General features: G+C 62.1%; 13 protein-coding genes and 1 pseudogene. 9 read left to right on the top strand and 5 right to left on the bottom strand.

Features of this window, described 5'->3' with window-relative positions; genetic code table 11:
* Positions 1-216 precede the first annotated feature (216 nt).
* Positions 217-1,293: an aldo/keto reductase gene (locus A7K61_RS27780; RefSeq protein WP_069558794.1), complete on the bottom strand. Its 1,077-nt coding sequence runs from the start codon at positions 1,291-1,293 to the stop codon at positions 217-219.
* Between the two features lie 216 nt (positions 1,294-1,509).
* Between A7K61_RS27780 and A7K61_RS27775 the strand changes: the two genes are divergently transcribed.
* The 4 genes from A7K61_RS27775 (at position 1,510) to A7K61_RS27760 (ending at position 4,976) form a co-directional block, all read left to right on the top strand.
* The gene (locus tag A7K61_RS27775; RefSeq protein ID WP_069558793.1) at positions 1,510-2,142 is read left to right on the top strand and encodes a glutathione S-transferase family protein; all 633 of its coding nucleotides are present in this window, start codon (positions 1,510-1,512) and stop codon (positions 2,140-2,142) included.
* Between the two features lie 16 nt (positions 2,143-2,158).
* Positions 2,159-3,079, top strand: a complete 921-nt coding sequence (locus A7K61_RS27770; RefSeq protein WP_069558792.1) for a LysR family transcriptional regulator — start codon at positions 2,159-2,161, stop codon at positions 3,077-3,079.
* The gene (locus A7K61_RS27765) at positions 3,079-3,963 is read left to right on the top strand and encodes a LysR family transcriptional regulator (RefSeq protein ID WP_069558791.1); all 885 of its coding nucleotides are present in this window, start codon (positions 3,079-3,081) and stop codon (positions 3,961-3,963) included. The genes A7K61_RS27770 and A7K61_RS27765 overlap by 1 nt, the downstream gene beginning before the upstream one ends.
* A gap of 80 nt (positions 3,964-4,043) precedes the next feature.
* Complete coding sequence (locus A7K61_RS27760; protein ID WP_069558790.1) at positions 4,044-4,976, top strand: pyridoxamine 5'-phosphate oxidase family protein; 933 nt, start codon at positions 4,044-4,046, stop codon at positions 4,974-4,976.
* A gap of 162 nt (positions 4,977-5,138) precedes the next feature.
* Here A7K61_RS27760 and A7K61_RS27755 read toward each other — a convergent pair whose 3' ends face one another.
* The 3 genes from A7K61_RS27755 to A7K61_RS27745 all read right to left on the bottom strand — a co-directional run bounded on the left by A7K61_RS27755 (position 5,139) and on the right by A7K61_RS27745 (position 8,028).
* A complete protein-coding gene (locus tag A7K61_RS27755) occupies positions 5,139-5,666 on the bottom strand; it encodes an Sbal_3080 family lipoprotein (RefSeq protein WP_228391200.1) in 528 nt (175 codons plus the stop codon).
* 180 nt (positions 5,667-5,846) lie between these two features.
* A complete protein-coding gene (locus A7K61_RS27750) occupies positions 5,847-6,122 on the bottom strand; it encodes a DUF6124 family protein (RefSeq protein WP_069558795.1) in 276 nt (91 codons plus the stop codon).
* A 418-nt stretch (positions 6,123-6,540) separates the two neighbouring features.
* The gene (locus tag A7K61_RS27745) at positions 6,541-8,028 is read right to left on the bottom strand and encodes an aldehyde dehydrogenase family protein (RefSeq protein WP_069558788.1); all 1,488 of its coding nucleotides are present in this window, start codon (positions 8,026-8,028) and stop codon (positions 6,541-6,543) included.
* Positions 8,029-8,264: 236 nt separating this feature from the next.
* On the opposite strand from A7K61_RS27745, the gene A7K61_RS27740 reads away from it, so the two are divergent.
* A complete protein-coding gene (locus A7K61_RS27740; RefSeq protein WP_069558787.1) occupies positions 8,265-9,434 on the top strand; it encodes a p-hydroxyphenylacetate 3-hydroxylase oxygenase component in 1,170 nt (389 codons plus the stop codon).
* A gap of 56 nt (positions 9,435-9,490) precedes the next feature.
* Positions 9,491-9,964: pseudogene (locus A7K61_RS27735) on the top strand (flavin reductase family protein); the annotation flags it as partial.
* Between the two features lie 32 nt (positions 9,965-9,996).
* On the opposite strand, the gene A7K61_RS27730 reads toward A7K61_RS27735, so the two are convergent.
* The gene (locus A7K61_RS27730) at positions 9,997-11,319 is read right to left on the bottom strand and encodes a hypothetical protein (protein ID WP_069558786.1); all 1,323 of its coding nucleotides are present in this window, start codon (positions 11,317-11,319) and stop codon (positions 9,997-9,999) included.
* Positions 11,320-11,536: 217 nt separating this feature from the next.
* Here A7K61_RS27730 and A7K61_RS27725 point away from each other — a divergent pair, with 217 nt between their 5' ends.
* The 3 genes from A7K61_RS27725 (at position 11,537) to feaR (ending at position 14,621) form a co-directional block, all read left to right on the top strand.
* Entirely contained in the window at positions 11,537-13,036 is a 1,500-nt protein-coding gene (locus tag A7K61_RS27725; protein ID WP_069558785.1) for an APC family permease, read from the top strand.
* Positions 12,999-13,565 (top strand): DUF3156 family protein, encoded by a 567-nt coding sequence (locus tag A7K61_RS27720; protein WP_047711257.1) that lies wholly within the window; start codon positions 12,999-13,001, stop codon positions 13,563-13,565. The genes A7K61_RS27725 and A7K61_RS27720 overlap by 38 nt, the downstream gene beginning before the upstream one ends.
* Positions 13,566-13,679: 114 nt before the next feature.
* Positions 13,680-14,621 (top strand): transcriptional regulator FeaR, encoded by a 942-nt coding sequence (gene feaR / locus A7K61_RS27715; protein WP_069558784.1) that lies wholly within the window; start codon positions 13,680-13,682, stop codon positions 14,619-14,621.
* Positions 14,622-14,777: the final 156 nt, after the last annotated feature.

The following is a 14,777-nucleotide window of genomic DNA, read 5'->3' as shown; positions in this document are numbered from 1 at the left end:
GGTTACCGTCTGCTGCTACCCAAAAAAGTTGTGTAGATGGCGATGCCGGACCTGTGGCGAGGGAGCTTGCTCCCGTGACGCCCTGAAAGCCTGCGCATATCTACCCGACACCCCTCGATCCAACTGTGGGAGCAGGCAAGCCAGCTCCCACATTGGATCTTCGTTGCTTTGAGCATTGCGCTCGCTTAATTAATCGGTATTGGGGCGGGTGTTGTTTTACCTGTCCTTGCGCGCATCCAGGGTCTTTTGATGCTCGGCCAGGAACGGTTGCTCCGCGGGGTCAAAACGATCAATCCCGGCGGTGAAGCGGTGCCAGTAGGGGTACAACGGCTGACGGCGAGTGACGGCCTCGATACGCGCCGACTGCGCTTCGGTGAGTTTCAGCTCGGTGGCCGCCAGGTTATCGCGCAGGTGTGCTTCGGTACGGGCGCCGACAATCAGCGAGGTGATCCCCGGGCGATCCTTGAGCCATGCCAGGCAGGTGCGGGCGACCGAGACGCCGTGTTCATCGCCGACGGCGGCGAGGGTCTCGATAATGTCCAGCGCACGTTCCTGGTCGTGGACGTAGGGTTCCGGCCAACCGCTGCCCTGGCGGGTATTGGCCGGCGGCTTGTGCCCGCGTCGGGTTGTGCCGGTCAGCAAGCCTTCGCCCATCGGGCCCCACACCAAAGTGCCAACCTGCTGGTCCAGGGCCAACGGCAGCAACTCGTACTCGGCCTCGCGGGATTCCGGGGTGTAGTAGATCTGCTGGGTAATCGGCTTGAGCATGCCGTGCAGTTCAGCCTTGCCCAGGGTTTTCATCATCTGCCAGGCGGTGAAGTTGCTGGTGCCGAAGTAGCGGATCTTGCCCGAGCCGACCAACAGGCGCAGGGCTTCCAGGGTCTCTTCGATTGGCGTCATGCCGTCCCAGTTGTGCAGTTGGTACAAGTCGATGTGGTCGGTGCCCAAGCGCTTGAGGCTGGCTTCGCAGGCGCGGATCAAGTGGTAGCGCGACGAGCCGGAGTTGTTGGGGTTGTCGTCTACCGGGCTGCGGCCCTTGGTGGCCAACAGAATGTCGTTGCGCTTGTCGCCCAGCGCCTTGCCCACCACTTCTTCGGCCAGGCCGTGGGAATAGAGGTCGGCGGTGTCGACCATATTCACTCCGGCGTCGAACGCCATATCGAACATGCGCTTGGCCAGGGGCACGTCCACCGCACCGCATTTTTCAAACTCTGCGCGACCGCCAAAGGGCACGGTGCCCAGGATGATTTCCGATACCAGCAGGCCGGAATGACCCAGTTGTCGGTACTGCATGTTGCCTCCTACTTAACGTTGCACGTGAAGGTGTGAACGATGGGGACGGCGATAGTTTGAATTTTTTCATGAAATGCTCGCGCCAGGCTTGGCTGCGACGTGCACGAGGGATTGTTTCGCTGGATGAAATGCTGGATTGTGAATCCTGGTCATTCCGCCAGACAGGGCAGCGGTAGAACATCCCTGGCGTCGATACCCACTCATTTGGAGCCTGTCATGACCCAGCCTGCGATCAAACTCTATGGTTTTCCCCTGTCCGGCCACTCCCACCGGGTCGAGCTGATGTTGTCCCTGCTGGGGCTGACGAGCGAATTTATCCTGGTGGATCTCAAGCAAGGTGCGCATAAAACGCCTGAGTTTCTCACCACCCTGAACAGCTTCGGCCAGGTGCCGGTGATTGATGACGGCGGCACGGTACTGGCCGACTCCAATGCCATCCTGCTTTACCTGGCCAGCACCTATGGCAACGGCCAATGGCTGCCGAGTGACCTTGTCGGGCAAGCGCGAGTACAACGCTGGCTCTCGGCCGCTGCCGGCCCACTGCATGCCGGGCCTGCCACGGCGCGCTTGGCCACGGTGTTTGGCGCCGAGGTGGACACTGTCAGCGCAATCAACCGTGCCCATGCCTTGTTGAGCGTGATGGAGCAGCAACTGAGCCAGAGCCGTTTCCTCGCCAGTGAGCAACCCAGCATTGCCGATATCGCCTTCTACACCTACGTGGCCCATGCGCCGGAAGGCAATGTGTCCCTGGCCGACTACCCTAAGGTACGCGCCTGGCTGGCCAGCATCGAAGCACTGCCGGGTTTCGTTGGCATGCCGCGTACGGCGGTGGGGCTGCAATCGCAATAACAAACAAGGGGCGCCGATGGACCGATTTCATGAAATGCAGGTGTTCCTGGCCGTGGCCGAGGAGGAGGGCTTCGCGGCTGCCGCGCGCCGCCTGAACACGTCGCCGCCCAGCGTGACTCGGGCCATTGCCGCCATGGAACAACGCATCGGCACCCAGTTGCTGGCGCGCACCACCCGCAGCCTGCACTTGACCGAAGCGGGCCAGCGTTACCTGGAGGATTGCCGACGCATCCTTGCCGAGCTGGACGAAGCCGAGGAAGCGGCGGCGGGCAGTTACTCCATTCCGGGCGGCCAGTTGACGGTGACCGCACCGGTACTGTTTGGCGAGCTGTATGTGGCGCCCGTACTGGGGGATTACCTGGACCGTTTTCCCTTGGTGAGTATCAACGCCTTGCTGGTCGACAGGGTGGTCAATATGACCGACGAAGGTGTTGACGTGGCGGTACGTATCGGCCACCTGCAACAATCCGGGCAGCAAGCGATCAAGGTCGGCGAAGTACGCCGGGTGGTGTGCGCATCGCCGGCTTATCTTGACCAACACGGGCGGCCCCAGCGCCCCGAGCAGTTACGTGAGGCCAAGCTCGTCACCTCATCGTCCAGCCAACTGGTCAGTGAGTGGACATTCATTGCCGCCGGCCAGCCGCTGAAGGTACCGATCGAGCCACGCCTGGTGGTCACCGCCAACAATGCCGCGATCAACCTGGCCCGCCTGGGCTGGGGTATGACGCGGGTGCTGTCTTATCAAGTCGCGGCAGCGGTGGCGGCGGGTGAGCTGGAGCTGGTGCTGGAGGATTTTGAACCGGCGCCGCTGCCGATCCACGTGGTGTTCCAGCAAAACGGCCGGGTACCGGCCAAGGTCAATACGTTTGTGGATTTCCTCAGCCAGCGCCTCGGGCAGGACCCGGCCCTGAACGCGGCGACCAAGCGGCGCGCCTGATGGAGCGTTTTCGCGATATGCAGCTGTTTACCGCGCTGGCCGGGCAACCGAGCCTGGCGTCGGCGGCACGTCATGCGCAGGTTTCCGGGCCGACGCTGGTACGTGCAGTTGCGCGCCTGGAGGCACGCCTGCGCGTGGTGTTGCTGCAACGCAGTACACGCGGGGTCAACCTGACCGACGCAGGCCAGGCTTACCTTGCCGACTGCGTGCGCCTGCTGGCAGCGGTGGACGCGGCCGAGGCTTCGGCCAACGGTTTGCATGTGCAGGCCCAGGGCGACCTGCGGATATTCCTGCCGCTGCTGTTCAGCCGCGATGTCATGGCGCCGCTGTTGGCCGGCTATGCGGATCGCTACTCGGCGGTGCGTGTCATCGCGCACTACCACGACTATTACCCGAACCTGCACGTAGAAGGGCTGGATGTGGCGGTGCTGGTCGGCGAATTGCCCAGTTCGTCGCTGATTGCGCGGCAGGTCGGGCAGGTTGGCACTGTGCTTTGCGCCAGCCCTGCTTACCTGGCGACCCGGGGCGAGCTCCGGCATCCGGCTGAACTCAAGCAGCATCATCTGATTGCCAGCGCCGACCCGGTGCACTGGGATTTCCTGCATTACACCCTCAAGGCTCGCGCCCGGCTGAGTTGCGCCACTGTCCAAGGGGCAATCAATGCGGCGGTGCAGGGGGCGGGCGTGATTCGAACCTTGAGTTACCCGCTGCACGAACACCTGGCGAGCGGCCAGTTGCAGCGCCTGTTGCCTGCCTTCGAGTTACCGCCGCAGCCGGTGCATGTGGTCTACCGCGAAGGCCGCCATGCGTCGATGCGCGTGCGCAGCTTTGTTGACTACTGCGTCAGCGCGTTGCGCGAGCATCCGGCGTTTCAGTTGGCGTAATAGTGGATTGCCCAGGGTGGGCATTCTCTTCATCGCGGTGTGGGCGCAGCATCTTCAGTCTCTAACCGGAGGTGAGCGCCATGCACTCGATTGAACCAACCCCTTGGCATGTCGGCGAACGACACATGCAGGACAGTGCCGGCGTTTCTGAACGCATGGCCATGATCGGGCCCAAAGTCATTCGTGATCATTTGCCTGAGCAGCATCGCGATTTCTATCCGCTACTGCCGTACCTGATCGCGGGTGTGGTGGACGAACAGGGCATCCCCTGGGCGACGATGCTGGAAGGCGCACCAGGCTTCGCGCACTCACCCGATCCGCACACGTTGCAGATCGACAGCCTGCCTTCCAGAACTGATCCCGCCTGGGCTGGAATAACGGATGGCTCGGCCATTGGCCTGCTGGGCATCGACCTCAACACCCGCCGCCGCAACCGCATGAATGGCCGCATTGGAACGCTTGAGCAGGAGGGCTTCACGGTCGACGTGGTACACACCTTCGGCAACTGCCCCAAGTACATCCAACTGCGCCCCGTCGCCGGCATTGCGCGCAAACCCGGCAACCTGGCCGAGCGCAGCAACCGCCTGGACGACGCGGCTCAAGCACTGATCCGCCACGCCGACACCTTCTTCGTCGCCAGCTACGTCGACCTGCACGGCGAACGCTCGGTAGACGTCTCCCACCGAGGCGGCAATACGGGATTTGTGCGGGTGCAAGGCAACGTACTGACCATCCCGGATTTTGCCGGCAACCTGTTCTTCAACACCCTCGGCAACCTGCACGCCAACCCGGTGGCGGGGTTGTTGTTTGTGGATTTTGAGACCGGCGACGTGCTGCAAGTGGCCGGGCGTACTTCGTTGATCCTGGGTGGGCCGCAAGTGGCTGAGTTCGAAGGCGCGCAGCGCTTGTGGACGGTGACGGTGGAACATGTGGTCCGCCGCCCGGCAGCGTTGGCCTTGCGCTGGCAATTCGCGGAATTTTCGCCACACAGCCTGGCGATGGGCACCTGGTAGCCTGGCACGATAATGCCCTGTAGGAGCGAGCTTGCTCGCGAAAAACGTCAACGATAACGCGTGCTCCCTGAGTAAGCGCGGCGCCTGTGGGTTTTTCGCGAGCAAGCTCGCTCCTACAGAAGGTGGTGTGAAGTGTGGCGCAGGCAGGTGGATGAGCTCGCTCTAGGGAAGAAGGTCAGCCTGACGTCGAGTCATGCCGTAATCAGCATTGGGAAACAGCTGATTGGTCATCTCGATGATTTTGCTTTGCGCATCGATGAACTTGCCCATTCGGGCGCCACCCGAAGTTGAGTCATACAACGCCTGTCCGACGCTTCGACCGTTCTCGAACACCTGGATATCGGCGAAGCTCATGTACAGCGCCATGTCCCAGCTCCATGTACCGATATAAGTGGTCGACAGCGCGCAACTGGCGGGCGGGGCGCCTGGCGGCAACTCGCGGGGTTGAAAGCCCTTACTGCGTAATTGAGCGGTGTAAGTCGTATTGAAGCCTTCACGCAAGCCTGCGGCGGGAATCATGCAGATTTCGGGCGAGTGAACAGTTGAGGAGGGAACGGGGGTGACGGTTTGCGTGATACTGCAGCCGGTGAGGGCGCCGCCTACCAGTAAGCAAGCGAGGGTTGTTACCTGGTGCATAGCGACCTCCATGTCATAAGTAGTGGCTGGATGATAGCAGTGAAGTTCCAGCATGGATCACTCTCTACTGAGACACAGCCGATCCAATGTGGGAGCTGTCGAGCTTTAGCGAGGCTGCGATGGCGGCGGCACTGTCAACATACTCATTGCCTGACCCACCGCTATCGCGGCCTCGCTAAAGCTCGACGGCTCTCACAGGGGAATCTCATTGCCTGTTGGGGGTGTGCGTTTTCATCAGGCCACCGGGCACTCACGGTTCAACGCTTCATCTACCAGCAACTGCGCAATCTCGATCATCTGCACCACCGCCAACACCTGCTTGCGGGCGTGACCGTCAAGCTGTTCGGCACAGTCGTAGGCGCAGACAGTCGCGGACTCCAGCATTTCGCTGGCATTGCTCAAGGCGGCTTCAGCGCTGAGTCCGGGGCGGACGGTGAAGATGACATCTGGAGGCAGTTGCGGGTTTTCATCCGAGGGGGATGGTGAGGGATTGGGTGTGACTTTTTTCATGGCGAAGCTCATATGAATGAGCACCTCCATTTCGCTACCACACGAAGTAAGGAGGCGACTGTACACGGGGTGGTAGACCGGTCATAGAAACCCGGCAGGCCGAAGCCTCCCATGCACAGCCGCCACAAAGCAGCCCGCATAAAAAAACGCCCTTGAGCGTTTTTGGGGTCTATGAAAGAACTGGGCTACCACACCCATTCGCTGATTTTGCAGCGACCCGCGAAAGTTAGCGGTGGGGCTCATCGGACGCAACCCGAAAGTTGTGTAAGAGCGGTCTGACAACCGCGCCATTGCGGGTACGCCGAATAACCCATGTAGGAGCGAGCTTGCTCGCGAAAAACGTCAACGATAACGCGTGCTCCCTGAGTAAGCGCGGCGCCTGTGGGTTTTTCGCGAGCAAGCTCGCTCCTACAGCCATTCAATACCGAACCATCACCGACTTAAGCTCGGTGTAATCCTCAATGAACGCACTGCCAAACTCCCGCCCTAATCCCGAAGACCGGCTGCCCCCAAACGGCACTGCCGGGTCGAGCAAGGTGTGCATGTTCACCCACACGGTGCCCGCCTTGACAGCTGGGATCATGCGCAGGGCCTTGCCCAGGTCATTGGTCCACAGGCTGGCGCTCAAGCCGTAGGGCCCGTGGTTCATCGTGGCCAGCAGTTCGTCTTCGCTGTCGTAGGGCAGGAAGGTGGCGATGGGGCCGAAGGTTTCTTCGTTGAGCAGGGTGTCGTGCAGGTGGTTGGCCAGGATCACGGTGGGTTCGACGTAGCAGCCGGGGCGGTCGATGAGGTGGCCGCCGTGGATGATCGTGTTGTTTTCGGCGCGGGCCTGGTTGAAGTAGCCGAGCAGTTTGTGTTGGTGTTGCTGGTGGGTCACCGGGCCGAAGTCGGTGTGTTCGTCCAGGGGCGAGCCGATGGTCAGGCGGCTGAGGCGTGCCTTGAGTTTTTCCAGCACGGCATCGATCTGCGAGCGGTGCACGAAGAAACGCTCGGCCGCTGCGCAGATTTGCCCTGAGTGCAAGAAGCCCGCTTCGATGATGCCATCCACCGCTTTGTCTACATCCATGTCGCGCAGGAAGCCGGCGGCGTTCTTGCCACCCAGTTCCAGGGTCGCGCGGGTGAGGCCTGCGCCCATGGCACTGCGGCCCACCGCAATACCGGTGGGCACTGAGCCGGTGAACGACACCTTGTGCGTGCCGGGGTGTTCCACCAGCCCCTTGCCGACATGGCCGCCGCCGGTCAACACGTTGAGCACGCCCGCCGGCAACCCGGCGTCGATGGCCAGTTCGGCGATGCGCAGCAGGGTCAGCGGCGTGAATTCGCTGGGCTTGATGATGATGCTGCAGCCGGTCACCAGCGCAGAAGCCAGCTTCCAGATGGCGATCATGGTCGAGAAATTCCACGGCACAATGCCTACCACCACGCCCACCGGTTCGCGCAAGGTGAAGGCGGTGTAGCGCTCGCCATTGAACGAAGGCAGCGACGGCGTGAGGGTCTTGCCGCTGAGCTTGGTGGCCCAACCTGCGTAGTAACGCAGGAAGTGCGCGGCCTGGTCGACCTCAAAGGCGCGGGAAATCTGGATGATCTTGCCCGACTGGCAGGTTTCGATCTGCGCCAGTTCTTCGCGGTGGTGTTCCAGCAGGTCGGCCAGTTTCAGCAGTACGTTGCCACGAATGGCCGGTGCGGTCTGTGACCACAACTGGAAACCCCGGTTGGCGCAAGCCACCGCGGCGTCGATATCCGCCAGGTCTGCGTCGGCCACGTCGGCGATCACCTGGCCGGTGGCGGGGTTGGTCACGCTCAGGCGTGCATCGGCGTGGCTGCGCACACTGGCGCCGTCGATGAATAGCCCATGACGGCGGCGCAAAAAGGCTTCGACGTGAGGCAGCAGCGGGATATCGCTCATGGCAGGTTCCTGGCAGTTCACAAAAGAAAACTCGAGGTTAACCAACGGGCAGGTACGCGGCTTGACTGTGCCTGCCAGGTTTTATGCCTGTGCCTGCCGTGCCTGTGAAAAGTACAACCTTGCCTGCCGAACGTGCATGTTGTGCCGGCGCAAGCCGGTCGATACTGGCCCTGCATCCCGCACCGTTCCACGATTCGGAACGTCTGCCGGACTTCCAATAATAAGCAGGGCCGTCCATGAAAAAGCCAAACCCGCTCCTCGAAGACCTCAAGCCTCTTCTGCCTGCCATTGCCGCCAACGCCAGCCGTGCCGAACAACTGCGACAAGTGCCGGATGAGAATATCGCGCTGCTCAAGAGCATCGGGCTGCACCGCGCCTTCCAGCCCAAGGTGTTCGGTGGCCTGGAACTGTCGCTGCCCGAATTCGCCGATTGTATCGCCTTGCTCGCCGGCAGTTGTGCCAGCACCGCCTGGGCCATGAGTTTGTTGTGCACCCACAGCCATCAACTGGCGCTGTTCTCGGCGCAGTTGCAGGAGGAAATCTGGGGCGCCAACCCGGATGCCACGGCCAGCAGCAGTATTGCGCCGTTCGGCCGGGTGACCGAGGGCGAGGGCGGCGTGTACTTCAGTGGCGAGATGGGCTGGAGCAGCGGCTGTGACCATGGCGAATGGGCGATTGTCGGCTGCCGTCGCCAGAATGCCGAAGGCACCCAGGACTACTGCTTTGCCGTGCTACCGCGCAGTGACTATCAGATCCGCGATGACTGGTTTGCAGCCGGCATGAAAGGCAGCGGCACCAAGACCCTGATCATCGACAACGCCTGGGTGCCCGAGCACCGGATCCAGAAGGCCAAGGACATGATGGAAGGCAAGTCCGCAGGCTTTGGTTTGTACCCAGACAGCCAGATTTTCTATGCGCCGTATCGGCCGTATTTCGCCAGTGGCTTCTCCACCGTCAGCCTCGGCGTGGCCGAGCGCATGCTGGAGGTATTCCGCGAAAAAACCAAAAACCGCGTACGTGCCTACACCGGCGCTGCCGTCGGCGCAGCGACCCCGGCGCTGATGCGCCTGGCCGAGTCCACCCACCAGGTGGCCGCCGCTCGGGCGTTTTTGGAGAAGACCTGGCAAGACCACGCCGAACACAGCGCCGCCCACCGCTACCCAGCGCGAGAAACCCTGGCGTTCTGGCGCACCAACCAGGCCTACGCCACCAAGATGTGCATCGAAGCGGTAGACCGGCTGTTCGCCGCCGCAGGTGGCAATGCCTGGTTCGAACAGAACGAAATGCAGCGCCTGTTCCGCGATTCCCATATGACCGGCGCCCATGCCTACACCGACTATGACGTGTGCGCGCAGATCCTCGGCCGTGAGCTGATGGGCCTGGAACCCGACCCGAGCATGGTGTAGCCGCGTTTTCCCTACAACAATCAGGGCGGCCCATCGAGGCCACCCGGGAGTCTTGCATGTCAGACGTATTCGACCCACGAGCCTTTCGTCGCGCCTTGGGCAATTTTGCCACTGGCGTGACCGTGGTCACCGCCGCCACCGCCTCCGGGCGCAAGGTCGGCGTGACCGCCAACAGTTTCAACTCGGTGTCCCTCGACCCGCCGCTGGTGCTGTGGAGCATCGACAAACGCTCCAACAGCCATGCGGTGTTCGAGGAGGCCAGCCACTTTGCGGTGAATGTGTTGGCGGCGGACCAGGTGCATCTATCCAACAATTTCGCGCGCCCCCGTGAAGACCGCTTCGCCCTGATCGAATACGAGCCGGGGGAGGGTGGCTCGCCGGTGTTCGCCGATTGCTCGGCGCGTTTTCACTGTGAGAAATACCAGCAGGTGGACGGCGGCGACCATTGGATCATGATCGGCAAGGTGGTGGCCTTTGATGATTTTGGCCGTGCGCCGCTGCTCTATCATCAGGGCGCCTATGCTGAGGTCCGGGCGCTGCCTCCGTGCGCGCCCGAGGCGGTTTAGAACGGCACGGCGACCACCAGTTGGCTGTAGACATTGGTGCCGTTGCCGCCGACCTGATTGCCGCCGTTTTCGGCTGATTTATTCGGTTTGTACAGGCCGAGCAGCGGCGTGATGATCAGGTGCTCGTTGACGGCCCATTCGGCATACAGGTCCAGTTCGCGGCCATCGAGGTTCAATTGGCCGCGGGTACTGACGGTGTTGTAGTCGAAGAACAGCGCCCCAAGCGTGACGTTCTCCAGTGGCTTGACCTTGAGCGCCACGTGCTGCACGGCGGTGTTGCTGTTGAAGGGGCCGGAATAGTTGCCCGCTACTTCGCCCTGCACCCAGGTGCCGTAGCCACGGTTGAAGCCTGAGAACATGGCGTCCCAGTTCTTCGAATAACGGGCGTAGCGGTAGGTCAGATCCGGCGACCACGGCAGGTTGGCGAAGGTGTAGCCGGCTTCGACGTAACCGGCATTTTCCTGGCCGTCGCGACGGCTTTGGCGCGCCAGTTCGAAGGCGAAGTGCGCGTTGTCGATACCGGCATTGCCGGCGCCGCGCAGGCTGTAGAGGTTCATGCCTTTGCGCTGGCGCTGCAGGTCGGTGGCGAAGCGCTCATCCACGTCGATGCCGTGAATGTAGGTCAGCCCCAGGGTGCCCGGCGCGGCACTGTATTCCAGGGTGCCGGCGGCCATTTCGGTGAGGGCCTGGGCGCGGTTGTCGGACTTGATCCACATCAGGCTGCCGTGCACACCGTCCTTGCCGCCCAGGCGAATCACCGCCGTCTTATCGAAGGCATGGCGCGCGGCGATGTAGTAGGCACCGCCGCGATTGAACTCGCCGTCGCCCACGCCATTGCCCAGGTTGGGGCCATCGTCGTTAAGGATAAAACCGTCGCCGAGCATGATGATCTGGCGACCGAACGACAGGTCCAGGCCATCCTTGCCCAGCGCTGGCAACAACTCGCCAGACCGCCAGCCGGCGAAGGCCTCGTCAAACTTGGTGGTGCGCTCGGTGCCGTTGGTGAGCCCTGCCGCATCGCCATCGCCCCAGGTACCGGAACTCACCAGGTTGGCCGTGCCATACACGCCGCCCAGGTTGCCCAGGCTCTGTTCGACGCTCAGGCCGTACTTGATGAACGCCTCGCGCCAGGTGGAGCCGCCGCTGCGCCCATCGTAGTTCTTCGGGCTATTGAACATACCGTACACGGCGAGGAAGTTGCCGGTGACCTGAGTGTCGGCGTCTGCATACAACTCGATGGCCTGCGCCTGGCCCACCAGCAGTGCCACGCCCAGGCCGACCGTCTGGCGCAGGCGGCGGTTTTTCAGTGTGTGCTCCATTGTTATTGACCCCATCTTGGTTAAGAGTGAGGGCGCATTAGGGCGAGCGGTATGAGGCCAAGTCTTTTCCCTGCGTGCCAGGCAATTGACTCTGGCCGCCAGGCCACACGCCCTGGCAGGCAGCAACAAAACCGGCGGCAGACAGGGGCAAGACGATCAACGGGAGTGGGGCGCAGAGTGCCGACACATTAAAAAAAACCGCTTCGAGGACCCCTCCATGTCGATCAACGACCGACTCACCGCACACCTCAACCGGGGCACGGTAGGTTTTCCCACTGCGTTGGCCAGCACCATCGGCCTGATCATGGCCAGCCCGGTGATCCTCACCGCCACCATGGGCTTTGGCATCGGTGGCAGTGCGTTTGCCCTGGCGATGCTGATTGCCGTGGTGATGATGCTGGCCCAGGCCACCACCTTCGCCGAGGCCGCCTCGATACTGCCCACCACCGGTTCGGTGTACGACTACATCAACTGCGGCATGGGTAGGTTCTTTGCGATCACCGGGACCTTGTCGGCCTACCTGATCGTGCATGTGTTCGCCGGCACAGCCGAAACTATCCTCGCCGGGGTCATGGCCCTGGTGAACTTCGAACACCTCAACACCCTGGCAGAGTCGGCCGGCGGCTCGTGGTTGCTGGGCGTCGGTTTCGTGCTGGTGTTCGGTGTGCTGAATGCCTTTGGCGTCAGCGCATTTGGCCGCGCGGAGATCATCCTGACCTTCGGCATGTGGACCACCCTGATGGTGTTCGGCGTACTGGGCCTGATCGCCGCGCCGGCGGTGCAGTTGGATGGCTGGTTCGGTGAGTCGCTGGTGGGCACCGACCTGGTCACCGTGCTGTCGCTGGTGGGCATGGCGATGTTCATGTTCGTGGGCTGCGAGTTCGTCACGCCGCTGGCGCCGGACCTGCGCCAATCGGCCAAGGTGATGCCACGGGCGATGATGCTCGGGCTGATGGGCGTGGCCACGTGCATGTTCATCTATGGCGCGGCGATGAAGCGCCAGGTGGAAAACGTGGTGCTCGATGCGGCTTCCGGTGTGCACCTGTTGGACACACCCATGGCCATCCCCCGGTTTGCCGAACAGGTAATGGGGCAGATCGGCCCGTTGTGGCTGGGCATCGGTTTTCTGTTCGCTGGCGCTGCGACCATCAATACCCTGATGGCCGGCGTGCCGCGCATTCTCTACGGCATGGCAGTGGATGGCGCCTTGCCCAAGGTGTTCACCTACCTGCACCCGCGTTTCAAGACGCCGCTGTTGTGCATCCTGGTGGCGATGTTGATCCCGTGTCTGCACGCGCTGTACCTGGGCGGCAACACCGACAACATCATGCACCTGGTGCTGGCGGCGGTGTGTGCCTGGAGTTTCGCTTACCTGTTGGTGACGCTGTCGGTGGTGATCCTGCGCATTCGGCGTCCGGACTTGCCCCGCGCCTATCGCTCGCCGTGGTTCCCGCTGCCGCAGATCGTCTCCAGCATCGGCATCCTGCTGGGGATGTGGTTTATCACCCCGCCCGGCATGAACCCGGCGGACATCTACGTGCCGTTTGGCGTGATGCTCGGCGTGACGGCCACCTACGCGCTGTTCTGGACCCTGGTGGTGCAGAAGGTCAACCCCTTCAAGCCCGCCTGCGTAGAGGAGGTGTTGGCCAGGGAATTCAATCACGAACCGGGGCACGCCCATGCCAGTTATAGCGACCTTGCGGCAAAAACTGTTTGAGCTGTTTCGTGCCGACCGCGCCCCCGTCGGGTATCGACCGGGGGTGACCCTGGCTCATCTGCGACGTGATCTGGGCCTGGCCACCCTTGAAGTGGACGGTGTGGCCTTCGAGATTGTCGAGCGCACCGAGTCGCAGTTGTTGATGCACCTGGTGCTGACCGAATGTGTCCTGCGCGTTCCTGCTGCAGCGGGTGGCGCTGGCAGCTTTGAGGTGCATCATGGCGGCGCGATCCGGCGCAGCGGCATTCATGTGCGGCGCCGCGCTGGCAACCAGGCACTGGGCCGTGAGTTGCAGGCGCGTTTACAGGCTGACAGCGCGTTGTTCCAGGCGTTGATGCCGCTGGATTTCAAGCGCCTGCGCATCGAGCTGCACGACCAGCAATGGTGCGTGCGCCTGGAGCATATGGGTGGCAGCGAGGTGGTCAACCGCATGCCGGCGTTCCGGCGCTACATTGCGTTGAGCGCCGAGCAACGGGGGTATCTGCTGGCTGCATTGGTGGGTCTACAACGAGTATTGTCGGACCTGTAATTGGCACCATTAGTGCTTCTGCAAAGGGCAAACAGGTTGTTGTTGCGCGCATATAGATAACATGTTAACTATTGCACCAGAACAACAAGAATAACGCCACTGCGGAGACACCCCATGAGCATCCCACAGCATGCAGCCGACGGGCTCGACAGCTGGAACCGCGAACTGCGCGCCGCGTGCGGCCACTTCGATACCGAACTGGCCTTCAACCGTTCGCTGTTTATCGGCGAGATCCACAACCTGTCGCGTGGCCTGGCCATCCTGCGCACCAATGCCGGGCTGATCAAGCGCCCGACGCACCACGCCGACCATGACAACGACCAGGAATGTTTCCTGGTCAGCCAGCGCAGCGGCTATTCGCAAATCACCCAGAACGACCAGACCGTGCAATTGGCCCCCGGCGAAATGCTGTTGATGGACTCGGTGGGCGCCATCGAAATTACCCCCTTCGGCCTGATCGAACACGCCTCGCTGTCCTTGCCGCGCACTGCGGTGTGCAAGCACCTGGGCGGCCAGGCACGGGCTTTCGGCAAGGTCTCCTCGACCAAAGCCTGTGGGCGCATGCTGCATGTGCTGATGGACCAACTGTGCAAGGACGATACCGACGAAGACGCCACGCAAGTGGAAGCGCTGCAAGCGGCGTTCGTCTCGCTGTTGGGTTCGGCGTTGGAGCAGGGCGACGAGTGCCGCGAAGGCGTGGCCGCGTTGCAGGGCAATAACCTGCGCAGTTATGTGCAGAAGGTCATCGACGAGTCGCTGAGCCAGCCAGGCCTGAGCCCGATCGGCCTGGCCAACCGCCTGAATATCTCGGTGCGGCACCTGTACCGTTTGTTTGAAGAACAGGACGACAGCGTCTGCCGCTACATCCAGCGCGCGCGGCTCAAGCGCAGTGCGGATGACTTGACCAACCCGTTTCTGCGCAGTGAGTCGATTACCTCGATTGCCTACAAATGGGGCTTTACCGACTCGGCGCATTTCAGCCGCTCTTTCAAGAAGCAGTTCGAGGTGTCGCCCAAGGATTTTCGTTCCAGCCGGTTGCAGGCGGTGGGGGTGTAAACAGGTTCTTCAATGTGCATGAGATCTAATGTTGGAGCTGGCTTGCCTGCGATGACGGCCTGGCAGCCGACACTTTTCTACCTGACACTCCACAATCCAACTGTGGGAGCGGGCTTGCTCGCGAAGGCGGCCTGACAGTCAACACAGTTGGATTGG

Source organism: Pseudomonas sp. AP42 (assembly GCF_001728935.1).
Taxonomy (GTDB): Bacteria; Pseudomonadota; Gammaproteobacteria; order Pseudomonadales; family Pseudomonadaceae; genus Aquipseudomonas; species Aquipseudomonas lactis.
This window is presented reverse-complemented; position numbering and strand designations above follow the sequence as displayed.

What these genes read in the sequence shown, in the direction of transcription:
- A7K61_RS27720 (WP_047711257.1), top strand. Translation starts at nt 12,999, where the DNA reads ATGCCAGTTATAGCGACCTTGCGGCAAAAACTGTTTGAGCTGTTTCGT.
- A7K61_RS27765 (WP_069558791.1), top strand. Translation starts at nt 3,079, where the DNA reads ATGGAGCGTTTTCGCGATATGCAGCTGTTTACCGCGCTGGCCGGGCAA.
- A7K61_RS27770 (WP_069558792.1), top strand. Translation starts at nt 2,159, where the DNA reads ATGGACCGATTTCATGAAATGCAGGTGTTCCTGGCCGTGGCCGAGGAG.
- A7K61_RS27755 (WP_228391200.1), bottom strand. Translation starts at nt 5,666, where the DNA reads ATGCTGGAACTTCACTGCTATCATCCAGCCACTACTTATGACATGGAG.
- A7K61_RS27750 (WP_069558795.1), bottom strand. Translation starts at nt 6,122, where the DNA reads ATGAAAAAAGTCACACCCAATCCCTCACCATCCCCCTCGGATGAAAAC.
- A7K61_RS27775 (WP_069558793.1), top strand. Translation starts at nt 1,510, where the DNA reads ATGACCCAGCCTGCGATCAAACTCTATGGTTTTCCCCTGTCCGGCCAC.
- A7K61_RS27745 (WP_069558788.1), bottom strand. Translation starts at nt 8,028, where the DNA reads ATGAGCGATATCCCGCTGCTGCCTCACGTCGAAGCCTTTTTGCGCCGC.
- feaR (WP_069558784.1), top strand. Translation starts at nt 13,680, where the DNA reads ATGAGCATCCCACAGCATGCAGCCGACGGGCTCGACAGCTGGAACCGC.
- A7K61_RS27780 (WP_069558794.1), bottom strand. Translation starts at nt 1,293, where the DNA reads ATGCAGTACCGACAACTGGGTCATTCCGGCCTGCTGGTATCGGAAATC.
- A7K61_RS27760 (WP_069558790.1), top strand. Translation starts at nt 4,044, where the DNA reads ATGCACTCGATTGAACCAACCCCTTGGCATGTCGGCGAACGACACATG.
- A7K61_RS27725 (WP_069558785.1), top strand. Translation starts at nt 11,537, where the DNA reads ATGTCGATCAACGACCGACTCACCGCACACCTCAACCGGGGCACGGTA.
- A7K61_RS27740 (WP_069558787.1), top strand. Translation starts at nt 8,265, where the DNA reads ATGAAAAAGCCAAACCCGCTCCTCGAAGACCTCAAGCCTCTTCTGCCT.
- A7K61_RS27730 (WP_069558786.1), bottom strand. Translation starts at nt 11,319, where the DNA reads ATGGAGCACACACTGAAAAACCGCCGCCTGCGCCAGACGGTCGGCCTG.